Genomic DNA, 18,470 nt, shown 5'->3' with positions numbered 1-18,470 from the left:
GTCGGCGCTCGGCGAAGCCGCGCGACGCGGCTCGTTCGACGGATCAGAACATCGCGACCTTGTGGCGCGCATGCGCGAACGTCGGATCGCTTTCGAGCGGACGATAGTTCAGCCGTTGCGACAGGTCGACCGCCGCGCCGCACACGGCCTCGACGAGCCGTTCCTTCTCGCCGGCCTCGCCGATCTCCGAGCGCGGCACCGTTGCGGTGATCGCCGCGACGATCGAGCCCGAATGATCGCGCACGGGCGCGGTCACGGCCGAAATGCCGCTCTCGAACGCCGCCTCGCTGACCGCGTAGCCGAGCCGCGCGTAATGCCGCACGCGGTCGTACAGCTCGTCGACGGTGCCGGGCGTGCGCTCGGTGAACGGTTCGAGTTTCTTCTCCGGATAGAGCTGCCGCATCGCATCGCGCGTCAGGTCGCCCATCAGCACATGGCCATGCACGGTCGCATGCGCGGGCAGGCGCGTGCCGACGTGCACCTTCACCGAACCGAACATCGATGCATTGCTCTGCGCCTTCGCGACGAACACCACGTCACGCTGGTCGCGGATCAGCAGGTGCGTCGACAGCCCAGTCGAATCGCGCAGCCGTTCGAGCACGGGCGTGCCGAGATCGGTCAGTTCCAGTGAATTCAGGTATTCGAAGCCGAGCCGCAGCACGCCGACGCCGAGCCGGAAATAGCGGTCGCCGTTCACGCGTTCGAGAAAACCGAGCGCCTCGAGCGTCTGCAGCAGGCGGAACGTGGTCGTGCGCGGAATGCCGATGCGCTTCGACAGCTCGGGCGCGCCGAGCACGGGCTCGCGCGCGGAGAATTCGGCAAGGATCCGCAGCCCGCGTTCGAGCCCCGGCACCAGATAGGACGAAGCGCCGCCCGACGATTCTTCGTCGCCGGACGCCGCCGGCTCAGGTGCGCCGCTCATCGTTGTCTTGACCATGTGGACATGGACGGAAGGAAATCGGTCACGAAACAGGTCATCGATCGTCGTGGATATTCAAGCATGCTACCTCAGTGCGCGCATGGGCTCGCACCGGCGCGCGCCGCCGCGATGCAGCATGCGCGTCCACGCCGCCATGACGCGTCGTTCAAGGTCGAGAGGATAGCAGCGTTGGGCCGCGCGACGCCATGCGGAAATCGCCGGACGCCGGGAAGGCGGCCGCCTGCGGGGAAGTGCGAAGACAGCGAGAGATTCGACGCCGGACAGTCTACAGCCGCGACAGATAGACGCGAATGGTCGTGCGATCGTACGCGAAGCCGCCGGCCGGATCCGGCTGCAGCACGCGCGCCAGGTCGACCGGACGCAGCCATCCGGCACCCAGCAGGCCGCCGTTGATCCCGCGGATCCGCGTGCCGCCGACGGCGATCGCGGCATGAAAGACATTGGCGCCGCGCGCGAAGCCGACCGCGGTGCCCGCCGGAATGCTCGCGCGCCCGTCCCATTGCACGCCGGTCTCGAAATTGAAGCGCGTCCTCCACTGCTGGCCGATCGTGTCGAGCAGCGCACCGGGCGCGATCATCGCGTCGGCGCGCAGCAGATAGCGGACATAGGCCGCGGCGTCGTAGCACACGCCGGCGGACACGTACTCGTCGATGTTCGCCATCCCGAACATCAGCGCCTGCGCGTGTTTTTGCCGTTCGGCGATGCCGGATTGGGCGACATGCCCGCCTAACTGGGTCAGTTGCACGGATAGCTCCTTTCAGGAAAGCGGGACGTCGTCGTCCCGTCGACGCGATAACGTCATATCTTATTATGATTTGCGCCCGCGTCGACCGGTCCCGAACGTCACGGCATGCGCGCGGCCGACGCCGGCGCAGCAGCCGCCGCGTCCGGATTCGGCGCGAGCCGCAGGCGCACGCGCAGCGGCTGCAGCATGTCGGGCGGCGGCGGCTCGGCCAGCGGGCCGGCCGTCAGCAATTGCCGCAGCGCCGCGTCCGCATCGGCATCGCCCAGCGACGCGAACTCGACACGCGTGACGACGCCGTTCGTACCGATCCACGCCCGCACGACGATCGCGGGCGGCGGCGCACCGGCGCGCGCGTTCAGCACGCGCGTCTCGAGATAGCGGTGGAGCCGGTCGGCCGCGTCGCCGTCCGCTTCGAGCCACGTCTGGAACTGCTGCCCCGCGAGTTGACCGTAGCGGATCCACGTCGGCGGCACGTCGGCCGTCTGCGCGACGGCCGGCGCGACACCCGCGACCAGCACGGACGCGACGAGGATCGCACCGAGCCATCCCGATGCGCTCCGCTTCCGCATTCGCTTCATCCCGCCTCCCGTGTCGACGATGGGTCCGCCCGGCCGATCTCGACCGGCACATACAGCCGCGTACCGCCACGCTGTACCAGCAGCGCGACGTTGCCATGCGCGGCGTCGATCCCGGTCATCAACGCGCCGATGCTCGCCACCGGCGTGCCGTTGACCGACAGCACGACATCGCCGGGCTGCAAACCCGCGCGTGCGGCCAGGCCGCTCGCCTGCTCGACGACGAGCGCCTGACCGACGCCGAGCCGTCGGCGCTCCTGCTCCGTCGCCGCCCGCAGCGCGAGCCCGAACCGCGCCGGCCCCTGTTCGCCACCGGCCGACGCGGCGCCGCTGTCGAATGCGCCGATCGTCGCGATCACGTGCATCGCCCGCCCCGCGCGCCACACGAGCAGGTCGGCCTGCCGCCCCGCCCGCATGCCCGCCACCGTGCCGAGCAGATCCGCCGATTCCGCGACCGGCTTGCCGTCGACCGCGAGCACGACGTCGCCCGCCTGCAGGCCGGCGCGCGCGGCCGGGCCGTCCGGCTCGACCATCGTGACCAGCGCGCCGTCCGGGCTCGCGAGCCCGAACGAGCGCGCGAGCGCCTGGCTCACTTCCTGCAAGGCCACGCCGAGCCGGCCGCGCGTGACCTTGCCGGTGCGCAGCAGTTGGTCCTTCACGTCGAGCGCGATATCGATCGGAATCGCGAACGCGAGCCCCTGGTAACCGCCCGTCTTCGAGAAGATCATCGAATTGATCGCGATCACGCGGCCGTTCAGGTCGAACAATGGGCCGCCCGAATTGCCGGGATTGATCGGCACATCGGTCTGGATGAACGGAATCGCCTGCTCGCCGGGCAACGAGCGCGACTTCGCGCTGACGATGCCCTGCGTGACGGTATTCGCGAACCCGTACGGCGACCCGATCGCCATCACCCAGTCGCCGACCTCGGTGCGTGCCGGGTCGCCGGTCGCGACGACCGGCAGGTCGTGCGCATCGATGCGGATCACCGCGACGTCGGATACCGGATCGCTGCCGATCACGCGCCCCTTGAACTGCCGCTTGTCGGTCAATTTCACGTCGATCGCGACCGCGTCGCCGACCACGTGCCGGTTGGTCAGGATCACGCCGTCCGCACTGACAATGAAACCCGATCCGAGGCTCACTTCCTCGCGGTTGCCGATCACGCGCCGCGCGAGAAACGGCGCGAGCGGATGATCGGGCGCGATGCCGGGCGGCAACTGGATGCCCATCTGCGTGACTTCGCGCGTGACGCTGATGTTGACGACGGCCGGGCCGACCCGCCGGACCAGCGCGGCGAAGTTCGGCAGCGCGACGCCCGGCGGTGCGGCATCCGCCTGCGCGGGCGGCTCGGCGGACTGGACTGCCGCCCCGGCACACGCGCACGCGAGTGCGAGTACGCCCGCGATCGCCCTCAGCACCTTCGCCCGGTCCGTCTGCCTGCCCGTATTCATGTCGCTGCTCCTCGTCGATTCCGGCCGAAACGTCTTCGGTACATCGATGCCCGTGTCGCGCGTCCGCCCGCATGCATCACTTCGGCGGCACCGGGACCGGTGCATCGGGCCGCTGCGGCGTGATCGAGCGCCCCCAGTTCGAGCCGAAACGGTTTCGCTCGGTCGACAGGTTGAACGTGCCGAGACGGTTCGACGGCTGCTTCGACAACCGCTCCGAATCCGTTTGCGAGGCGCCCGCCTGAGGCTCGGCCTTCGGCTGCAGCTGCCGGCTCAGGCAGTCGTACGACAGCGCGCGCTTGCCGTCGATTTCCGCATCGACGCATACCGGCTTCTCCGTCGATCCGGCACTGGCCGGCGCCGCCGCGCCGCCGCCCTGCGCATGTGCGCTGGCCGTCAGCAGCAGGCAGACGACCGCGCCCGCGTTCCGTCGCCGCTTCATCCGCACCTCCTTCCCTGATGTCGTCGCGCTCGCGCACTCACCCACCCGCCCCCGACGCCGGCGCACGCGCGAGGAAGCGCTCGAACGCCGCGCGCTCGGTCGCCTCGATGGCCGGCTCGTCCGCGACGGCATGCTCCGCCCACGCATCGCGCAGCCCGTCGACGGGCTGCCACGCGTGCACCTGCGCGCCGGTCGGATACGGCGTGACGAGCGGCTCCCGGTAATCGACGCGGAACAGCGGCGGCACGGCGCCGCCGGCCGTCCACAGATCGCCGACGTCGCGCACGCTCGCGTCGAACCAGAACCGCACCCAGCGCACGGCGGGCGCGCACGCGTCGTCGGCCGGCGCGGCGGCGGCCGATCCGTCCGGCACGCGCAGGAAGCCGGCCAGGACGAGCAGCACGGCCGCCAGATCGTCGTCGCGCAACGTCCGGTACGACCAGAGATCCGCGACATCCGCGCACGCGATCACCGAGGTGAAGCGCCCCATCGTAAGCGCGGGCCACGCCCGCCGCATCAGCGCGTAATGGCGCGGCCACTGCGCGATGAAGCGGTCTCGATGGCGGGTCGCGACCTGCAGGTCGCGCGAGCCGCGAATCGTCGGCTCCTCGGGCTGATACTGGCGCGTCGTGAGCACGCACTGCGCGGAACATCGCGCGCTGCGGTGTCGCGCATGGCCGCCCGCACCGGGCAACGGCTCCAGCGCGCCAAAGCACAGCGGGCAATGCGTCGGCCACTCGCCGGGCCGCCCCGGCCACGGGTTCGCCTTCGGCATGCGCGGACGGTCGGCGGCCGCGGCCGGGCGGCGACGCCCTGGCGTGCGCGCATCGGGCGCGTCGACGCGCGGCGTCGAACGGAGCGTTGCCATGATCGCGCTACCGGGCCGACGCGAGCGCTTTCTTCAGCGCGTCTTCGTTGATCGGTGCGTTCGCGGCCAGCTTCGCGAGATACGCCTGCGCATTCTGCTGCGTACGCTGGGCGCGCAGCATCGCGCGCAGTTGCTCCTTCACGTCGGCCAGCGGGCGCGGCGCGGCCGCGCGTATCTCGATCAGCTTCACGACGTGAAAACCGGCCGGCGTCCGGATCGGCGCGGCTACCTCGCCCGGCTTCAACGCGTCGGCGGCCTGACGGACCGCCGGCACCATCAGCTGATCGGGCACGAAACCGAGATCGCCGCCGTTCGCGGCGCTTGCCTTGTCTTGCGAGTTCGCCCTCGCCAGCGCCGCGAAATCGCCGTTGCGCGCACGGCTCGCGAGATCGGCCGCCTGCTTGCGCGCCTTGTCGAGCGTCGCGGCATCCGCGTTCGGCGGCACCGCGATAAAGATCTGCGCGACGTGCAGCGCGCGCGGCGCCGTAAATGCCGCGCGGTTCTTGTCATAGGCCGACTGAAGCTCCGCGTCCGACGGGTAGTCGGGCGGCGGCGCATTCACCGATGCCAGATAGCTGCGCACGACGATATCGCGCTGCGCTTGCTCGATGGCCGCCTGCACCGGCGCCTGCTTGTCCCAGCCCTTCGATTTCGCCTCGGCGAGCACGGCCTTCTGCGCGAGCGTCGAACGCACGACCTGGTCGAGCGTCGCCGGATCGGCCGCGAGGCGCTCGCGCCCTTCGGCGCTCACCGTCTTCAACAGGCCGGCGATATCGGCCTGCGTGACCGACGCCTGCGCGGCATTCGCGATCACGTCGTCCTGCGCGCATGCCACGAGCGGCGCGCCCAGCACGAGACCGCCTGCCACCATCGCCAGCATCTTCATCTTCGTCATCATCGTTGGACTGCCCTCTCGATTGCTTCCTTCAAACGCGCACGCCGCATCAGCGTGCGCCCGCCAGCGTCACGCGCAGGACGAGCGGTTGCGTCATCCCGCGCGGCGGCGCGAGGCCGATCTCCCTGCCGGCAAGCGCTGCGTGCAGTGCGGCGCCGAGCGCCGTCTGGCCGGCCGCCGCGCAGTCGACGCGCGTCACCCGCCCGCGCCGGTCGAGCCACGCGCGCACCGGCAGCACGGGCCCGTCGTCGCCGGCATCGGCCCGCGCGTCGGCCCAGCGCTCGACGTCCGCGCGCAGGCGGCTCGCGGCCGCATCGTCGCCATCGAGCACCGTCTGCAGCCACTGCGCGACGTGTTGCGCGTACCTGCCCCACGCGGCAGGCGCGTCACGCGTGGCCGTCGCCCCGGATCGCCCGCGGCCCGGCAGCAACGCGCGCAGCGCGGCGTCGAGCCGGCGCGCGACGCTCATGATTGCGCGGCCGCCTCGACGGGTGCGGCCTTGGCGTGCGCTTCACCGGCCGCGGCCCGCGCCGCCGCTTCCTGCTCGGCCATCGCGGGGCGGTTGCGCAGGTGCAGCAGGAATTCCTGGATCAGCCGATCCCACAGCTCGATCGTCGAACGCAGATAGCGCTCGGACACGCCGCCCGCGACGACGACGTCCATCTCCAGCGCGAGAAACTGCCCGTGGCTCGCGAGACGCGCGAAGCGCTTGGTGCGGTTCCAGTCCGCGACGAGTTCGGCCGGCAACTCGCCCTGCACCTGCAGCACGCACGACAGCGTGTAATCGATGTACGGCAGCGCGGCGAGCGGCGTGTCGGCACCCTGCGGCGCGAGCGGCGCTGCCGGGTTGCCGAAGCGCACCGCAAAGCCGATACCCTGGCTCGCGCTCATCAGCTGCACCGCGCCGTTCTGCTCGGCGGCCGTCACGCGGTAGCCCGCACCGCGCAACACGTCGGCCAGGCGATCCGCGCTGATCGACTCGATCGGCGCATCGTGTGCCGCGCGCTCGGCGCGGGCGTTCGGTTGTGTCTCTTGCATGTTTGTGTCCCTCGTAATCGACGAATCAATGGATTCCAAAGCGGTATCGGTCCGCGCGCTCACGGTGCGCTCGCCGCCGAAGCCGGTGCTGCCGCGGCAGCAGCGGCCGAACGTGCAGCCGGGTCGTACTTGCCCGCATACAGCGCATCGCCGTAGCGCTGCGCGAGATCGTCGTACTTGACGCGCGCCGACTGCGCGAACGGCTGCCGCGACGAGAGGAACGTGCCGATCCCGACATGCTCGTACGCGTCGAGAATCTCGTGCCCGACGCGATACAGCTCGGCATTGTGTGCCTGGCAGGTTTTCAGTTGCGTGTCACGCGCGGCGACGTCCTTCTCCAGCTGCGTGTGCTGCGCATCGCGGGCGCGCGACACGGCGAGCAGGTCCTCGTAGGCGGACTTGTATTTCGCCAGCGACTTCGCGTCCTGCTCGCGGCCGGCCCGCTCCTGCGCGAGTGCGCGCTTCGCGGCCGCCTCGGCGCCCGAGTCGCCGCGCGCCGCGGCACGCTGCCCCTGCATCGCCTTCAGTTGCGCAAGCGCATCGTCGCGCTGCTTCTCGGCCGCCGCCTTGTCGCTCTGCAACTGCGCCTGGCTGTCCTGCAACTGGCGCAGCTCCTGCACGGTCGAGCGCAACTGGCTGCGCAGCTTGTCCTCGATGCTCTGCGCGTGCGCGCCGCCGGCCGCGAACAGCAGCGCGCCGGCCACGGCGGCCGCCAGCATCGTGCGAGTGGTCGTGTTCATTCGCGGCTCCGGTCAGAAGCGGGCATTGAGCTCGATCTGCAGCACGTCGATCGACACCGGCGGCCCGTACACTTCCTTCGAACTCAGGTAGCGGGCCGACACCCACGTGTCGCGCGCGACCGCATACGCGGCGCCGATCACGTAGCCGCGTGCGTTGGTGCCGCCGAGATGGAAGTCGGGATCGTTGAACGCATCGAGCACGGCGTCCGGCTGCAGGTACTTGTAGGCGATCGAGAAATTCCACTGGCCCTTCTCGCGCGGTTCCGGCTCGCCGACCGTCGCCTTCGCGAGGAAGCCGTTCGGGCCGCTGCGGTAGTCGGCGCGCGTCGCGTTCACCGACGTCGACTCGTAGTTGTTGACGGGCAGCGACGCCGCCGCGAACGCCTTGTTGTCGTTGTACGCGAGGTTGCGCACGTATTCGCCGTCCAGGCGCAGCTTGAAGCGGTCGGCCACCATCGTGTCCCACTGCGCCTTCAGGTCGAGCAGCCGATAGTTGTACGCGAGCCCGAAGAGCTGCGGCTGCGGCGTCATCCCGGGCGCGAGATTGGGGTTCTGCACGATGTTGCGCAGCGCGATCAGCGTGTTGCCGCCCTGCATGAACGCCGGCGCCTCGTTGTCCGTGCTGCAGCTCGTCGCGCCGAGATACAGCGCGCATGGCGACGACAGCGTGCCGCGCATGTTCTGGAAGTCGTAGTACGCGACCGCGCCGCGCAGCCGGTTCTTCGCATCGATCTTCCAGTCCGCGCCGAACTGCGCGCCGAACATCCATTTCGTGTCGCTGCCGGCCTTGTCGGTGCTGTTCGACGGGAAGTTCTCGCTCGTGTACTGGATCGGGAACACGCCGAGCGTGCCGAACAGCGTGACGTCCGGATTCCACGGCAGCGCATGGCGCAGGTTCGCGGCGAGCCCGTCCATCATCAGGTCGTCGGAGAACACCAGGTCCGACTTGAAGAACGGGTTGTCGAAACGGCCGGCCGTCAGGTTCAGCCACGGGGTCGGCTTGTACGAGAAGAACGCCTTGTTCAGCCAGATGTTCTTCTTCGCGAAGCCGCCGCCTGCGGTCGCCGTGGTCGATACCGGCCCGTTGTCGTTGCCGCTCGCAAGCTGGATGCCGGCCGTCATTTCGTCGGACAGCGTCGCCGTCACGCCGAGCCGCGCGCGGTAGCGCAGCAGGTTGTTGCGGTTCTGCGTGGTGTTCTGCGTCGGCAACTGCGTCGTGTTGGTGTTCGGGTTGATGTCGAACCCGCCGCCCTGGTTGATCGCCGCGAAGTTCGTGACGTTGTTCGCGTTGCGGCTGCCGTAGAAGTGATACTCGTCGCGCACGCGCAGGTCGCCGTCGAGCTTGATGCGCGATACCCAGTCGGGGAACGTGTTCGGCTGCGCCCAGTTCTCGGCCTTCGCCTGCGCGATCACTTCCTGCTTCACCTGGTCGCGGATCTGGTCGCGCACGAGCTGCGGCACGTACGGCACCGCGACGTCGCCCGGCTGCGTCGGCGGATTGACCACGCCGCCCGCCACGACCGGTGCGCCCGACGCGCGTGCCGACCTCGCCTGCACCGCTTCCGTGCGCGCTTCGCTGATCAGCTCGTTCGCGTTCTGCTGCGTGAGCACGCCGCGCTTGACGAGCAGGTTGATCAGGTTGATCACCACGCTCTCGGTCGGCGCGGCCTTCCCCGTTGCGGCCTGCGCCTCGAGCGATTGCCCCTGTGCGGCGGACGCGCACGTCAGCCCGAGCGTCAGCACCGCCGCGCCGACGCGCGACAGGCGCGCGGGCGGCGCGCCGTTGCGGGGCACGCCGCCCCGTCCGTTCATCTTCCGAATCATCGAAGCACTCCGAACAATTTTCGTTTCTTTTCCGGCAGCGTCCATGCAACGGCGCCGCCCCATGATTCTTTCGTGATCTCCGGCGTGCATCGTCATGCCGGCTTGCGGCCCTGGAGCTTGACGAGCACCGGATACGAGGTGGCTGGCGGCGGCGCCTCGTCGACCTTGCCGAGCGCCTCCACCGCCGCGACGACGGCCGCATCGATCTTCGCGTCGCCGGTCGACTGCGCGATCGTCACCTTCGTGATTCGCCCCGACGCATCCATCCACAGGTTCAGGCTGCCCGCGAAGCGCGCGCCGCCGGCCTCCTGCACGCCCTTGTCCTGTTCGATCGCACGCTGCAGCACGTACACCATGTATTGTGCGTAGCTCGCGTTGCCGAACTTGCCGCCCCCGCCGCTGCCGACCATGCCCGAGCCGTCGCCCGCGCCGATGCCGAAGTTGTCGGTCCCGGCCTGCGCATCGGCATTCATCGTCATCTGCTTCGGCTGGTTGTCCGACGGCTTCGGCGCTTCCGACGGCTTCGGCGCGATCGTCGGCCGCTCGACCGGCGTCTTGACCTCTTCCTTCACCTTCTCGGGCGGCGGCTTCTGTTTCGGCGGCGGAGGCGGCGGCGGCAACGGGATCACCGTCGTCACCTGCGGCGCGCTCGCGCGCTTCACGCCCGCGGTATCGCCGGCGAAATGCCAGATCAGCGCCGCCAGCCCCGCGAGCACGAGCGCGATCGCCACCGGCCTCACGAAGCGGCCGGGGCCTTTCTGCGGCGGACCGCCGTTATAGGTCATTTCCATCGCGTCAGCCGCCCTGTTTCGCCTTGCCGGTCACGAGGCCGACCTGCGACAGGTCGAGGCGGCGCAGCAGGTCGAGCACGTCCATCACCTTCTGGTACTGCACGGCCGCGTCGCCCTTCAGCACGATCGGGAATTCCGGATTGGTCGCCTTCTCGGTGCGCAACCGGCTTTCCAGTTCGTCCATCGTCACCGGGTACGCATCGAGGAACACCTGCCCCGAATCGGCGACCGTGATCGCCTTCGTCTTCGGCTTCGCGAGACTCGCGGACGAACTCGCCTTCGGCAGGTCGACCTTGATGCCCTGCACCGACGCGGTGGTCATGATGATGAAGATGATCAGCAGCACGTACGCGAGGTCGAGCATCGGCGTGATGTTGATGTCGTCGTACGGCTTGTCGTCGTCCTGAACCTGCATGGTGGTCTCCTGCGTGCGATCAGTCGGCCAGCACGGCGTGGTCGGGCGCGCGATGCGCTTCCGCGAGGCGCGTGACGAATTCGTCGACGAACACCTGCATGTTCGCGGTCACGTTCTTGTTGCGGATCAGCAAGTAGTTGTAGCCGAACAGCGCGGGAATCGCGACGAACAGGCCCGTGACGGTGGCGAGCAGCGCGGCCGCGATACCCGGTGCGATCGCGTTCACGTTCACGTCGCCGGCCGCGGCGATCGCCGCGAACGTGATCATCACGCCGACCACCGTGCCGAGCAGGCCGAGGAACGGGCCGCCCGAGATCGCGATCGTCAGCAGCACCATCGATTTCGACAGCCGCTGGTTCTCGCGCACGAGCGTCGCGTCCATCGACGCGCGGATCGCCTCGATCGATTCGGACGTGATCACCGTGCGGCCGTTGCCGTCCACGCGGCTGTGGATCTCGTGCACGCCGGCCTTGTACAGCCGGTACAGCGACGACTGGTACAGCCGGCGGCCGTCCGCGCTCGTTTCGTCGACATGCGCGAGGCCGACCAGGTGGCGCCCGGCCACTTCGCGAAAGCGCTGCACGAAGTACTGGTTCGCCTTGTCGACGGTGCCGACATAGCGCGCCTTGGTCCACATCACGATCCACGACACGAGCGCCATGCCAAGCAGGATCGTGATCACGACCCACGCGTCGACGGTCACCGACTGCACGATCACGCCGAAGTAGCCGAAACCGAAGCCCGACTGCTTCTCGTCGGCGCCGTACGCGACCAGCTTCGATTCCGAGCCCTGCGCGAGCGCGTCGACCGCGATCGAGGCAGGCGAACGCGCGATCTTCGACAGGCGCAGTTCGTCGAGCGCGCCCGAGTAGGCGGCGAACCCGGCCGGCGCGCCGGCGACGTCCGCGCCGATCGTCGCCGCGCCGTTCAGCGCGGGCAGCGCCGCCGCGACCTGCGCGGCCTGCTTGCCGTTCACGTAGACGGTCAGGCTCTTGCCGTCGGCCGTGACGGCGAGATGGGTCCACTGGTTCGCGGCGACGGGCGGCGCGGCAGGCGTGCGCACGGGCGCCGGATTGCCGGCCGCACCGTCCACTTCCGCGAACGGCACGCCGTTGTCGAGGCCGATCAACAGCGCGTTCGCGCCGTCGCGACGGCTGTACAGCAGCGTGTTCGGCGCGAGCGCCGACGGCTTGACCCACGCGCTCAACGTGAAGCTGCCGCCGGCCGGCACATTCAGCGACGCGCTCGCCGGCAGCGTCAGCGACCCCGTGCCGTCGAACCGCGCACCCTTGCCGACGATGCCGTCCTCGACCGTGCGCAACGATGCGTTCTGCGCGTTGTTGCCGTACGCGGTCGCGTCCTTCGGCGGGGCGCCGGCCGCGCCGTTGAAGTGATAGACGAGCGTGTAGTCGGCGTCGAACGTCTCGGCCGGCTTGCCGCCGTCCGGCGCTTTCTTGTTGCCGTAGTACATCCAGATCGACTCCGCGGCGCCGGCCGGCATCTTCGGGATGTCGACCCATATCAGCGCGACGCCGAGCACCGGATCGTATTGCTCCACATGGAAGTTCAGCGGCGTCTTGTCGTCGGCCGCGACGAAGCGGATATCGGCGCCGTTGTCGGCCAGCCCGTCGAACTGGAAGTTGCCGGAATGCAGGCGAATCAGCAGCGGCACGCGGCCGGCCGACTCCGCGAGGTTCGCGCCCTTCGGGCTCGCGTCGATCGTGATCGCCTTCCGGTACGACCAGTCGTTCTGCCACCAAGCATTGGCGATGCCGGGCAGCACGCCGAGCATCACCGCCAACAGGAAAAACAAGACTCGCTTCACGATCCACTCCCCGAATGGGCGGGCGCCGCGCTCGTCGCATCGCGCCGCCGCGATCAAAAAATCCGTCAAAACCCCAGCCTTACGTAGAAATCGAACCGCGGGCTGTACTGCCGCGTATAGACGCCCGCCTTCAACGGCCAGCCAGCCTCGAAATCCGCGCTCGCGTATTTCATGAGCTGCAGCCGCGTGCCGACGCCGACGCTCATCAGGTTGAAGCGCGACGTCTGCTCCGGCAGCGGGCTCAGCAGCCACAGGTGCGCCGCGTCGAAGAACGCATGGAAGCGCCACTCGTTCACGCGGCTGCCGACCGCGCCGCCGAGCCACTTCGCGAGCGACGGACTGCGCAGCTCGAGCGACGCGATCACGCCGCTGTCGGCCGTGTCCTCGGCCTGCATGTAGCCGCGCACGCTGTTCATCCCGCCGGCCGAGAACTGCTCGCTCGACACGAGTGGCGAGTTCGAGATCTGGGCGTTCACGTGCGCATTGGCCTGCATGTCGTTCGCGAAGCGCTGCGTGTGGTTCACGTCGAACTTGCCGTACACGAAATCGGGCGTCGCGTTGTAGCGCTTGTTGTCCCATGCGCCCCAGTCGCTGCCGAGGCCGCGGATGTTCGTCGTCAGCGAGGCGGAGAACGACGTCTGCGAGTTCTTCAGGCTCAACTGGCCGTTGTACGACAGCGTCACCGGCACGTACGTGAGCGGCGCCGTCGAGCCGCCCTGGCCCGGCAGCGACACGTCTTCGTCGTAGTGCTTGCGGTCGATCTCGATGCTGACCGAATGTGCGTAGATGTCCGTCGCCGGCAGCGAATAGATCGCGGTGAAGCCGTACGTGGTGCCCTTGCCGAGCACGTTGGTGTTGCCGACCGATGCGACGTTGCTGTCCGAATGCACGACCGTCGCGAGGAAGCTCCAGCGCGAATCCTTGATCGGCGCGAGATACGAGAACGCGTAGACGCGCGCATCGTTCGGATGCTGCGGCGCGATCACGTAGGTGCCGGAAAGCACATGGCCGAGCTGCCACAGATTCGAATAGCTGAGATTCGCGGTCGTACGCAGCGTCGACGTGCCGGGGCTGTTGTCGTTGTTCAGTTCGAGCGAACCGTGCAGCGGGCTGTGATCGTCGACCTTCAGGTCGACGTCGACCGTCTGCGGCAACACGCCCGGCTTCAGCACCGGAATCACCTGGCGATCCGCCGAGCGGTTCAGGTCGGTGAGCTGCTGCTGTGCCTGGTTGAAATCGGGCACCTGGCCTTCGGCGAGTGCGGGCACCGCGTCGCGGATGTTCTGCGGCGAGTTGTATTGCGCGCCGTCCACGCGCAGGCGCCCGACCTTCGCCTCGGTCACCTTCAGCAGGATCACGCCGTTCTTCACCTGCTGCTGCGGCAGTTCGACGACGACCGACTGGTAGCCGCGATCCTGGTACGCCTTCTGCAACGCATCGCGGGCCGCGTTCACGTCGGCGAGCGTGCGGCCCGGCCCTTCGAACGAATACACGGCCTTCTCGATCTCGAGCGCCGGCAACGTCGTGTTGCCGCGCACCACGAAGGCATTCACGTCGAACGACTGCGGCGCGGCCGGTACCGGCTTCGCGGCCGGCTCGGCTTCCTGCGCATGAATGCCCGGCGCGACGCTCAATCCTCCGGCCAGCACGGCGCCAGCCAGGCATCGGCCATTCAGCCGCCATCGTGCGCGTGACTTGCGGTCTACTCTCGGCGGCATGCGCCATTCCCCTTTGTTGTTCCGGACCGCGGCGAAGCTGTCGTGAACCCGCCGCCCGCTCCGTTATCAGCTACCTGTTTCACTTTGATGACGATTGATTCGCCATCCTTATCATGAGCCACGCAATGCTTTTTACACCGTCGATCCGAACTCAGCCGTGGCGCGTCAGCGCCGCCTGCCCATCGGCCTGAAAACCGAACTGCGTCGCCGCGAATTGCAGCAGCATATCGACGCACGCCCGGAGCGATACGCGGCCGGTGTCGATCGTGAGATCGGCTGCCACCGGGGCCTCATACGGCGCCGAAACCCCGGTGAATTCCGGCAGCCCGCCGCACCGCGCCTTCGCATACAGCCCTTTCGGATCCCGGGCCTCGCAGCAGGCCAGCGACGTGCTCACATACACTTCACGGAATGCCGGCCCGACGATCGCTCGCGCCGCGTCGCGCATCGCCGCCAGCGGCGAGATGACCGCGACGATCGCCAGCGCGCCGGATTCGCTCGTCAGTGCCGCGACTTCGGCGATGCGCCGCACGTTTTCGAAGCGATCCTGCACCGTAAAACCGAGGTCGCGATTCAACCCCGTCCGCAGCCGGTCGCCGTCGAGCACCACCGGATGCACGCGTCGGTCGCGCAGTCGCGCCGCCACCGCATCGGCCAACGTCGTCTTGCCCGCGCCCGACAACCCCGTGAGCCACAACACCCCGCCGGCCCGCTGCGGCGACACGCCCCGCCCCGTGCGAGTCGCATCTACCGATAAGGACGAAACGACACCGGAAAACCCGCAACGATCGTTCTTCATCGCACGCGCTCCGCCGCGTTCGCGGGTTCGTCGTCCTCGCGCGGGCGCGTCTGCCAGAAGCCGCCCTGCATCGTCACGATCGACGGCGTCTCGGCCCATTGATGCGGGCTCAGGATTTCGGCACGCCGCACGTTGGGAATCACCTGCACGTCGAAGATCTCGTCGACGCCGTTGAAGAACTGCAGGATGCCGAGCACGTCGCCGGTGTTCGCATCGAGCGCGGCGACTCCTGCCACCAGCGCATCCGATTCGCTTTCGATCGGCAACCCCTGCGGACCGCGTTTGTCGCGCAGCTTCGACAGCCCGACGAACAGCACGCCCCCGTACTCGGCGAGACCGTGCGTAAAGCCCGGCAGCCTCGCAAGTACGCGCCGCGCACCGGATTGCGGGTCGATCTGAAGCACGTGGCCGCGGCCGCCTTCGAGCACATGCAGGCGCCCACCGATCAAGCGCGGCGAATGCGGCATCGACAGCCCCGATGCGACGATCCGGCCGGACGGCACTTCCATCACGATGCCGCCGCTCGCCATCCCGCTGCGCCAGCCGAACGGCGCGTTGCTCATGCCGAGCGCCGTCGCGAACCGCACCTTGCCGTCGGCGAACGCCATGCCGTTCAGGTGGCAGCGATCGTCCGGCGTGGTCTCCGTCACGAACGGCGGCTGCCAGATCGACGTGAAGTTGAAATAGCCGTCGATCACGCTGATGCAGGAGTAGCGCGTGTTGACCGCGAGCAGCACCTGCTTGTCGAACGCCATGTCGTGCAGGTCGAGATCGCCCGTGTAATACGACATGCGCGGCACGAACATCGCGTCGTAGTGATTCGGGCGGGCCGGATAGTGCGGCGCGAGTGTCGACACGTTGGCGAACACCATCAGCTCGTGCATCGTCGCGACCGCGAGCCGGTTGCCCGACACGGCCATCCCCATCGAGCGCGGCAACAGGCACGCGGACAGCGTGGGCACGCCGTCGTCGACGCCGATCACGGCCACCCCGGACGGGCGGCGGCTCACCGCCAGCGAACACTCGAGCGCCTCGAGTACCTGCAGAAAGCGCCCCGTATCGCGCAGGTTGATGACCGGCGACAGCGCTTCCGCCTGTCGCGCCGATACGTCGTCCGTCGTCGCGCCGCTTTCGCCCGCCGGCCGGGTTTCCTCGAACTGTTCCACTGTCATGCACCTGTCGGCTTCACGCCGCCTGATGAGAAAAATTGCCCGTGTCCGCGTGCTCCCGCCCGCGGGCCCGACGCACGAGCGTCGACCGCGGACGGGGCCGCATACGGCGCATCGAGTCGCAGCTCCCACCTACCTAGACGGAACGAAGCGCGCATTGCCGCAATGTTTTTTCACGTGACGTCGACCGATCCGCCGGCACGGGGCAGACGATCGACGCACGCGGCCTGCCATGCGCGCGCAGCCGCCCCTCGCGCAAGACTCGCGAGACGCGGTGCATGACCTTGCGTGGCCCTCGTTTCGTGTACGTGTCGTTGCCTGGCCGACGTGCGGCGCAACGGCTGCCCGCCGTTGCATACGGACCGCCCGCAAACGAGTCGCCGTCCGGACGGCCCGCCAGCGAAAACGCGACGGGCCGGCGTGCGGCCCGACAATCCTCCGGTTTCAACCGGGAAGTTTTTGTGACATTCCGCTGAAGATATTCACGAAACACGCGCGCAACACGGGGCGCGAACGTCGGGACCGTTTACGCCGCACCGAAGACCGCATGCCCGGACGAAATCCTGCGGCTTGCAGCCGCCCGCTTCGTCCTAGCTATTGAGAACGGAACACAGTCAACGACAGGACACTCCATGTCATTCGCCACGATGCTCGTGCGGTGGCTCGCCGGGCGGTTCTCCGGCACCGCCGGAATGGCGGGCCGGTTACGCCCGCGCGTCGCTCATACCGCGTCGAATCCGCCGCTGCGCTGGCGCGCGCCGTGGCTCGCGTGGCAGTTGCTGTCGTGGTCCGTTCTCACGCTGCTCGCGCCGCCGATCTGGATGATCGGCACGCTGCTGCTGATCAACCCGTCGAGCGACCAGCCGCTGTTCTGGGCGCTCGCGATGGCGATCGTACCGGTCACAAACGGGGTCGCGATCGTCGCGACGAACCAGCGCCATCACCGCACGCCGTTCACCCGGCGCCCGGCGGTCGCAGCGCACATGTTCGCGATCGCGATGGCCGTCGGCTGCACGCTGTTCGTGCTGCTGCTGTGGCGTTCGCACGCGATCACCAGCCTCGTCGGCCCGCTTGCCGCCGACGGCATGCGTCCGGCGGCGCTCGCATGCGGGGTCGCGGGGCTCACCGCGCTGTTCGGCGTCACGTCATCCGCGCATGCGAGCATCGCGCATGCGTGGCTGGCGTTCGAAGTGTGAGCGCGCCGCGCCGACACTGCGGGGGCACGCGAATGCATCGATACGGGAAAGCCGGGACGGCGGACGCGCGACGCGAACGCGGCATCGCGATCGTGACGGTGCTGCTCGTCGTCGCGCTGGCGGCCACGCTCGCGGCCAGCGTGCTGTGGCGTCAGCAGGTCGCGACGCGCGACGTCGAGAACCAGCGGCTCGCGACGCAGACGATGTGGATCGAGCGTGCCGCGGTCGAGTGGGCACGTGCGACGCTGCGCGCGCAAAGCGCGACGTCGAACGTGACGTTCGTCGGCCAGACGTGGTCGGCGCCGGTCGCCGACGTGCCGCTCTCGGACCTGCTGCCGGCCGACGCGCTGGCGGTCAACGCCGAGCTGGCGCGCGCGTCGATCTCGGGCAGCGTCGAGGACGCGCAAGCGCGTTTCAACCTCATGAACCTCGTGTCGCGCGTCGCGCCCGGCAAGCCGTGGCAGTCCAATGGCGAGGGTGTGCTGGCGTACCGGCGCCTGCTCGTCCAGCTGTCGCTCGATCCGGCGCTCGCGCAGCCGACGGCCGACTACATGCTGCGCTCGCTGCGCGACGCGAACGGCCCGGGCGGCTGGCCGCTGCAGCTCGTGTCCGTCGACGATCTCGCGCGCATTCCCGGCTACGACGCGCATGCGATCGATACGCTCGCGCCGTTCGTGACGATCCTGCCCGACCTGACCGTCGTCAACGCGAACACCGCGGCCGAACCCGTGCTCGTCGCCGCGATTCCGACGCTGTCGGCAAGCCAGGCCAAGCGGCTCGTCGACCGGCGCGCGACCGCCTACTTTGTCAGCACCGGCGACATCGCCGAATACCTGCTGCCCGCGCAGGGCGGCAACCCGACGCTGCCGGACGGCTCGGCCGTCGGCGTGAACAGCGGCTATTTCATCGTGCACTGCCGCGTGCATTCCGCACGGATCAACGCGCGCATCGACACGCTGATCGCGCGCTACGGCAGCGGCAATTTCGCGTGGACGTCGGTCATCTGGGTGCGGCGGCTGACGCGTTGACGCCGGAGGCA

General features: G+C 68.9%; 19 protein-coding genes. 2 read left to right on the top strand and 17 right to left on the bottom strand.

Translation table 11 applies throughout. The annotated features are described in order from the left end of the window. Window positions 1-43 precede the first annotated feature (43 nt). The 17 genes from HWX62_RS22635 to HWX62_RS22555 all read right to left on the bottom strand — a co-directional run bounded on the left by HWX62_RS22635 (window position 44) and on the right by HWX62_RS22555 (window position 16,238). Window positions 44-937, bottom strand: a complete 894-nt coding sequence (locus HWX62_RS22635; protein ID WP_175932556.1) for an IclR family transcriptional regulator — start codon at window positions 935-937, stop codon at window positions 44-46. Window positions 938-1,205: 268 nt separating this feature from the next. Further along, a complete protein-coding gene (tecA, locus tag HWX62_RS22630; RefSeq protein ID WP_175932555.1) occupies window positions 1,206-1,685 on the bottom strand; it encodes a type 6 secretion system effector deamidase TecA in 480 nt (159 codons plus the stop codon). Window positions 1,686-1,783: 98 nt separating this feature from the next. After that, the gene (locus tag HWX62_RS22625; protein ID WP_175932554.1) at window positions 1,784-2,263 is read right to left on the bottom strand and encodes a YbaB/EbfC family DNA-binding protein; all 480 of its coding nucleotides are present in this window, start codon (window positions 2,261-2,263) and stop codon (window positions 1,784-1,786) included. Continuing rightward, complete coding sequence (locus HWX62_RS22620; protein WP_175932553.1) at window positions 2,260-3,714, bottom strand: Do family serine endopeptidase; 1,455 nt, start codon at window positions 3,712-3,714, stop codon at window positions 2,260-2,262. The genes HWX62_RS22625 and HWX62_RS22620 overlap by 4 nt, the downstream gene beginning before the upstream one ends. A 76-nt stretch (window positions 3,715-3,790) precedes the next feature. Further along, complete coding sequence (locus tag HWX62_RS22615) at window positions 3,791-4,153, bottom strand: hypothetical protein (protein ID WP_175932552.1); 363 nt, start codon at window positions 4,151-4,153, stop codon at window positions 3,791-3,793. Between the two features lie 37 nt (window positions 4,154-4,190). Further along, complete coding sequence (locus tag HWX62_RS22610) at window positions 4,191-5,021, bottom strand: hypothetical protein (RefSeq protein ID WP_175932551.1); 831 nt, start codon at window positions 5,019-5,021, stop codon at window positions 4,191-4,193. A gap of 7 nt (window positions 5,022-5,028) precedes the next feature. Continuing rightward, complete coding sequence (locus HWX62_RS22605; RefSeq protein ID WP_175932550.1) at window positions 5,029-5,919, bottom strand: peptidylprolyl isomerase; 891 nt, start codon at window positions 5,917-5,919, stop codon at window positions 5,029-5,031. 46 nt (window positions 5,920-5,965) lie between these two features. Further along, a complete protein-coding gene (locus HWX62_RS22600; protein ID WP_175932549.1) occupies window positions 5,966-6,385 on the bottom strand; it encodes a hypothetical protein in 420 nt (139 codons plus the stop codon). Then, window positions 6,382-6,954 (bottom strand): YbjN domain-containing protein, encoded by a 573-nt coding sequence (locus HWX62_RS22595; protein ID WP_175932548.1) that lies wholly within the window; start codon window positions 6,952-6,954, stop codon window positions 6,382-6,384. The genes HWX62_RS22600 and HWX62_RS22595 overlap by 4 nt, the downstream gene beginning before the upstream one ends. Window positions 6,955-7,013: 59 nt before the next feature. Beyond that, window positions 7,014-7,694, bottom strand: coding sequence for a hypothetical protein (locus HWX62_RS22590; protein ID WP_175932547.1), 681 nt, complete (start codon window positions 7,692-7,694; stop codon window positions 7,014-7,016). Between the two features lie 12 nt (window positions 7,695-7,706). Further along, a complete protein-coding gene (locus tag HWX62_RS22585; protein WP_175932546.1) occupies window positions 7,707-9,518 on the bottom strand; it encodes a putative porin in 1,812 nt (603 codons plus the stop codon). A 92-nt stretch (window positions 9,519-9,610) separates the two neighbouring features. After that, window positions 9,611-10,309 carry a TonB family protein gene (locus HWX62_RS22580; RefSeq protein WP_175932545.1) on the bottom strand — a complete coding sequence of 233 codons (699 nt, stop codon included), beginning with the start codon at window positions 10,307-10,309 and terminating at the stop codon, window positions 9,611-9,613. 4 nt (window positions 10,310-10,313) lie between these two features. Next, a complete protein-coding gene (locus HWX62_RS22575; protein ID WP_027780971.1) occupies window positions 10,314-10,724 on the bottom strand; it encodes a biopolymer transporter ExbD in 411 nt (136 codons plus the stop codon). 19 nt (window positions 10,725-10,743) lie between these two features. Then, a complete protein-coding gene (locus HWX62_RS22570; RefSeq protein WP_175932544.1) occupies window positions 10,744-12,549 on the bottom strand; it encodes a MotA/TolQ/ExbB proton channel family protein in 1,806 nt (601 codons plus the stop codon). Window positions 12,550-12,614: 65 nt separating this feature from the next. Beyond that, complete coding sequence (locus HWX62_RS22565; RefSeq protein ID WP_244136081.1) at window positions 12,615-14,267, bottom strand: ShlB/FhaC/HecB family hemolysin secretion/activation protein; 1,653 nt, start codon at window positions 14,265-14,267, stop codon at window positions 12,615-12,617. Between the two features lie 151 nt (window positions 14,268-14,418). Next, window positions 14,419-15,066: an adenylyl-sulfate kinase gene (gene cysC / locus HWX62_RS22560; protein WP_175932543.1), complete on the bottom strand. Its 648-nt coding sequence runs from the start codon at window positions 15,064-15,066 to the stop codon at window positions 14,419-14,421. Further along, complete coding sequence (locus tag HWX62_RS22555; RefSeq protein ID WP_175932542.1) at window positions 15,063-16,238, bottom strand: TIGR03032 family protein; 1,176 nt, start codon at window positions 16,236-16,238, stop codon at window positions 15,063-15,065. The genes cysC and HWX62_RS22555 overlap by 4 nt, the downstream gene beginning before the upstream one ends. A 629-nt stretch (window positions 16,239-16,867) precedes the next feature. Here HWX62_RS22555 and HWX62_RS22550 point away from each other — a divergent pair. Further along, window positions 16,868-17,431 (top strand): hypothetical protein, encoded by a 564-nt coding sequence (locus HWX62_RS22550; RefSeq protein ID WP_175932541.1) that lies wholly within the window; start codon window positions 16,868-16,870, stop codon window positions 17,429-17,431. Between the two features lie 32 nt (window positions 17,432-17,463). Then, the gene (gspK, locus tag HWX62_RS22545) at window positions 17,464-18,459 is read left to right on the top strand and encodes a type II secretion system minor pseudopilin GspK (RefSeq protein ID WP_175932540.1); all 996 of its coding nucleotides are present in this window, start codon (window positions 17,464-17,466) and stop codon (window positions 18,457-18,459) included. Window positions 18,460-18,470: the final 11 nt, after the last annotated feature.

This window comes from Burkholderia sp. BCC0506 (assembly GCF_902833145.1).
GTDB lineage: Bacteria > Pseudomonadota > Gammaproteobacteria > Burkholderiales > Burkholderiaceae > Burkholderia.
Note: the sequence above shows the minus strand (reverse complement) of the source record. Positions and strands in the feature narration are given on the sequence as shown.

What these genes read in the sequence shown, in the direction of transcription:
- HWX62_RS22550 (WP_175932541.1), top strand. Translation starts at nt 16,868, where the DNA reads ATGTCATTCGCCACGATGCTCGTGCGGTGGCTCGCCGGGCGGTTCTCC.
- HWX62_RS22615 (WP_175932552.1), bottom strand. Translation starts at nt 4,153, where the DNA reads ATGAAGCGGCGACGGAACGCGGGCGCGGTCGTCTGCCTGCTGCTGACG.
- HWX62_RS22590 (WP_175932547.1), bottom strand. Translation starts at nt 7,694, where the DNA reads ATGAACACGACCACTCGCACGATGCTGGCGGCCGCCGTGGCCGGCGCG.
- cysC (WP_175932543.1), bottom strand. Translation starts at nt 15,066, where the DNA reads ATGAAGAACGATCGTTGCGGGTTTTCCGGTGTCGTTTCGTCCTTATCG.
- HWX62_RS22625 (WP_175932554.1), bottom strand. Translation starts at nt 2,263, where the DNA reads ATGAAGCGAATGCGGAAGCGGAGCGCATCGGGATGGCTCGGTGCGATC.
- HWX62_RS22585 (WP_175932546.1), bottom strand. Translation starts at nt 9,518, where the DNA reads ATGATTCGGAAGATGAACGGACGGGGCGGCGTGCCCCGCAACGGCGCG.
- gspK (WP_175932540.1), top strand. Translation starts at nt 17,464, where the DNA reads ATGCATCGATACGGGAAAGCCGGGACGGCGGACGCGCGACGCGAACGC.
- HWX62_RS22580 (WP_175932545.1), bottom strand. Translation starts at nt 10,309, where the DNA reads ATGGAAATGACCTATAACGGCGGTCCGCCGCAGAAAGGCCCCGGCCGC.
- HWX62_RS22600 (WP_175932549.1), bottom strand. Translation starts at nt 6,385, where the DNA reads ATGAGCGTCGCGCGCCGGCTCGACGCCGCGCTGCGCGCGTTGCTGCCG.
- HWX62_RS22635 (WP_175932556.1), bottom strand. Translation starts at nt 937, where the DNA reads ATGGTCAAGACAACGATGAGCGGCGCACCTGAGCCGGCGGCGTCCGGC.
- HWX62_RS22595 (WP_175932548.1), bottom strand. Translation starts at nt 6,954, where the DNA reads ATGCAAGAGACACAACCGAACGCCCGCGCCGAGCGCGCGGCACACGAT.
- HWX62_RS22575 (WP_027780971.1), bottom strand. Translation starts at nt 10,724, where the DNA reads ATGCAGGTTCAGGACGACGACAAGCCGTACGACGACATCAACATCACG.
- HWX62_RS22555 (WP_175932542.1), bottom strand. Translation starts at nt 16,238, where the DNA reads ATGACAGTGGAACAGTTCGAGGAAACCCGGCCGGCGGGCGAAAGCGGC.
- HWX62_RS22565 (WP_244136081.1), bottom strand. Translation starts at nt 14,267, where the DNA reads ATGCCGCCGAGAGTAGACCGCAAGTCACGCGCACGATGGCGGCTGAAT.
- HWX62_RS22605 (WP_175932550.1), bottom strand. Translation starts at nt 5,919, where the DNA reads ATGATGACGAAGATGAAGATGCTGGCGATGGTGGCAGGCGGTCTCGTG.
- HWX62_RS22610 (WP_175932551.1), bottom strand. Translation starts at nt 5,021, where the DNA reads ATGGCAACGCTCCGTTCGACGCCGCGCGTCGACGCGCCCGATGCGCGC.
- HWX62_RS22620 (WP_175932553.1), bottom strand. Translation starts at nt 3,714, where the DNA reads ATGAATACGGGCAGGCAGACGGACCGGGCGAAGGTGCTGAGGGCGATC.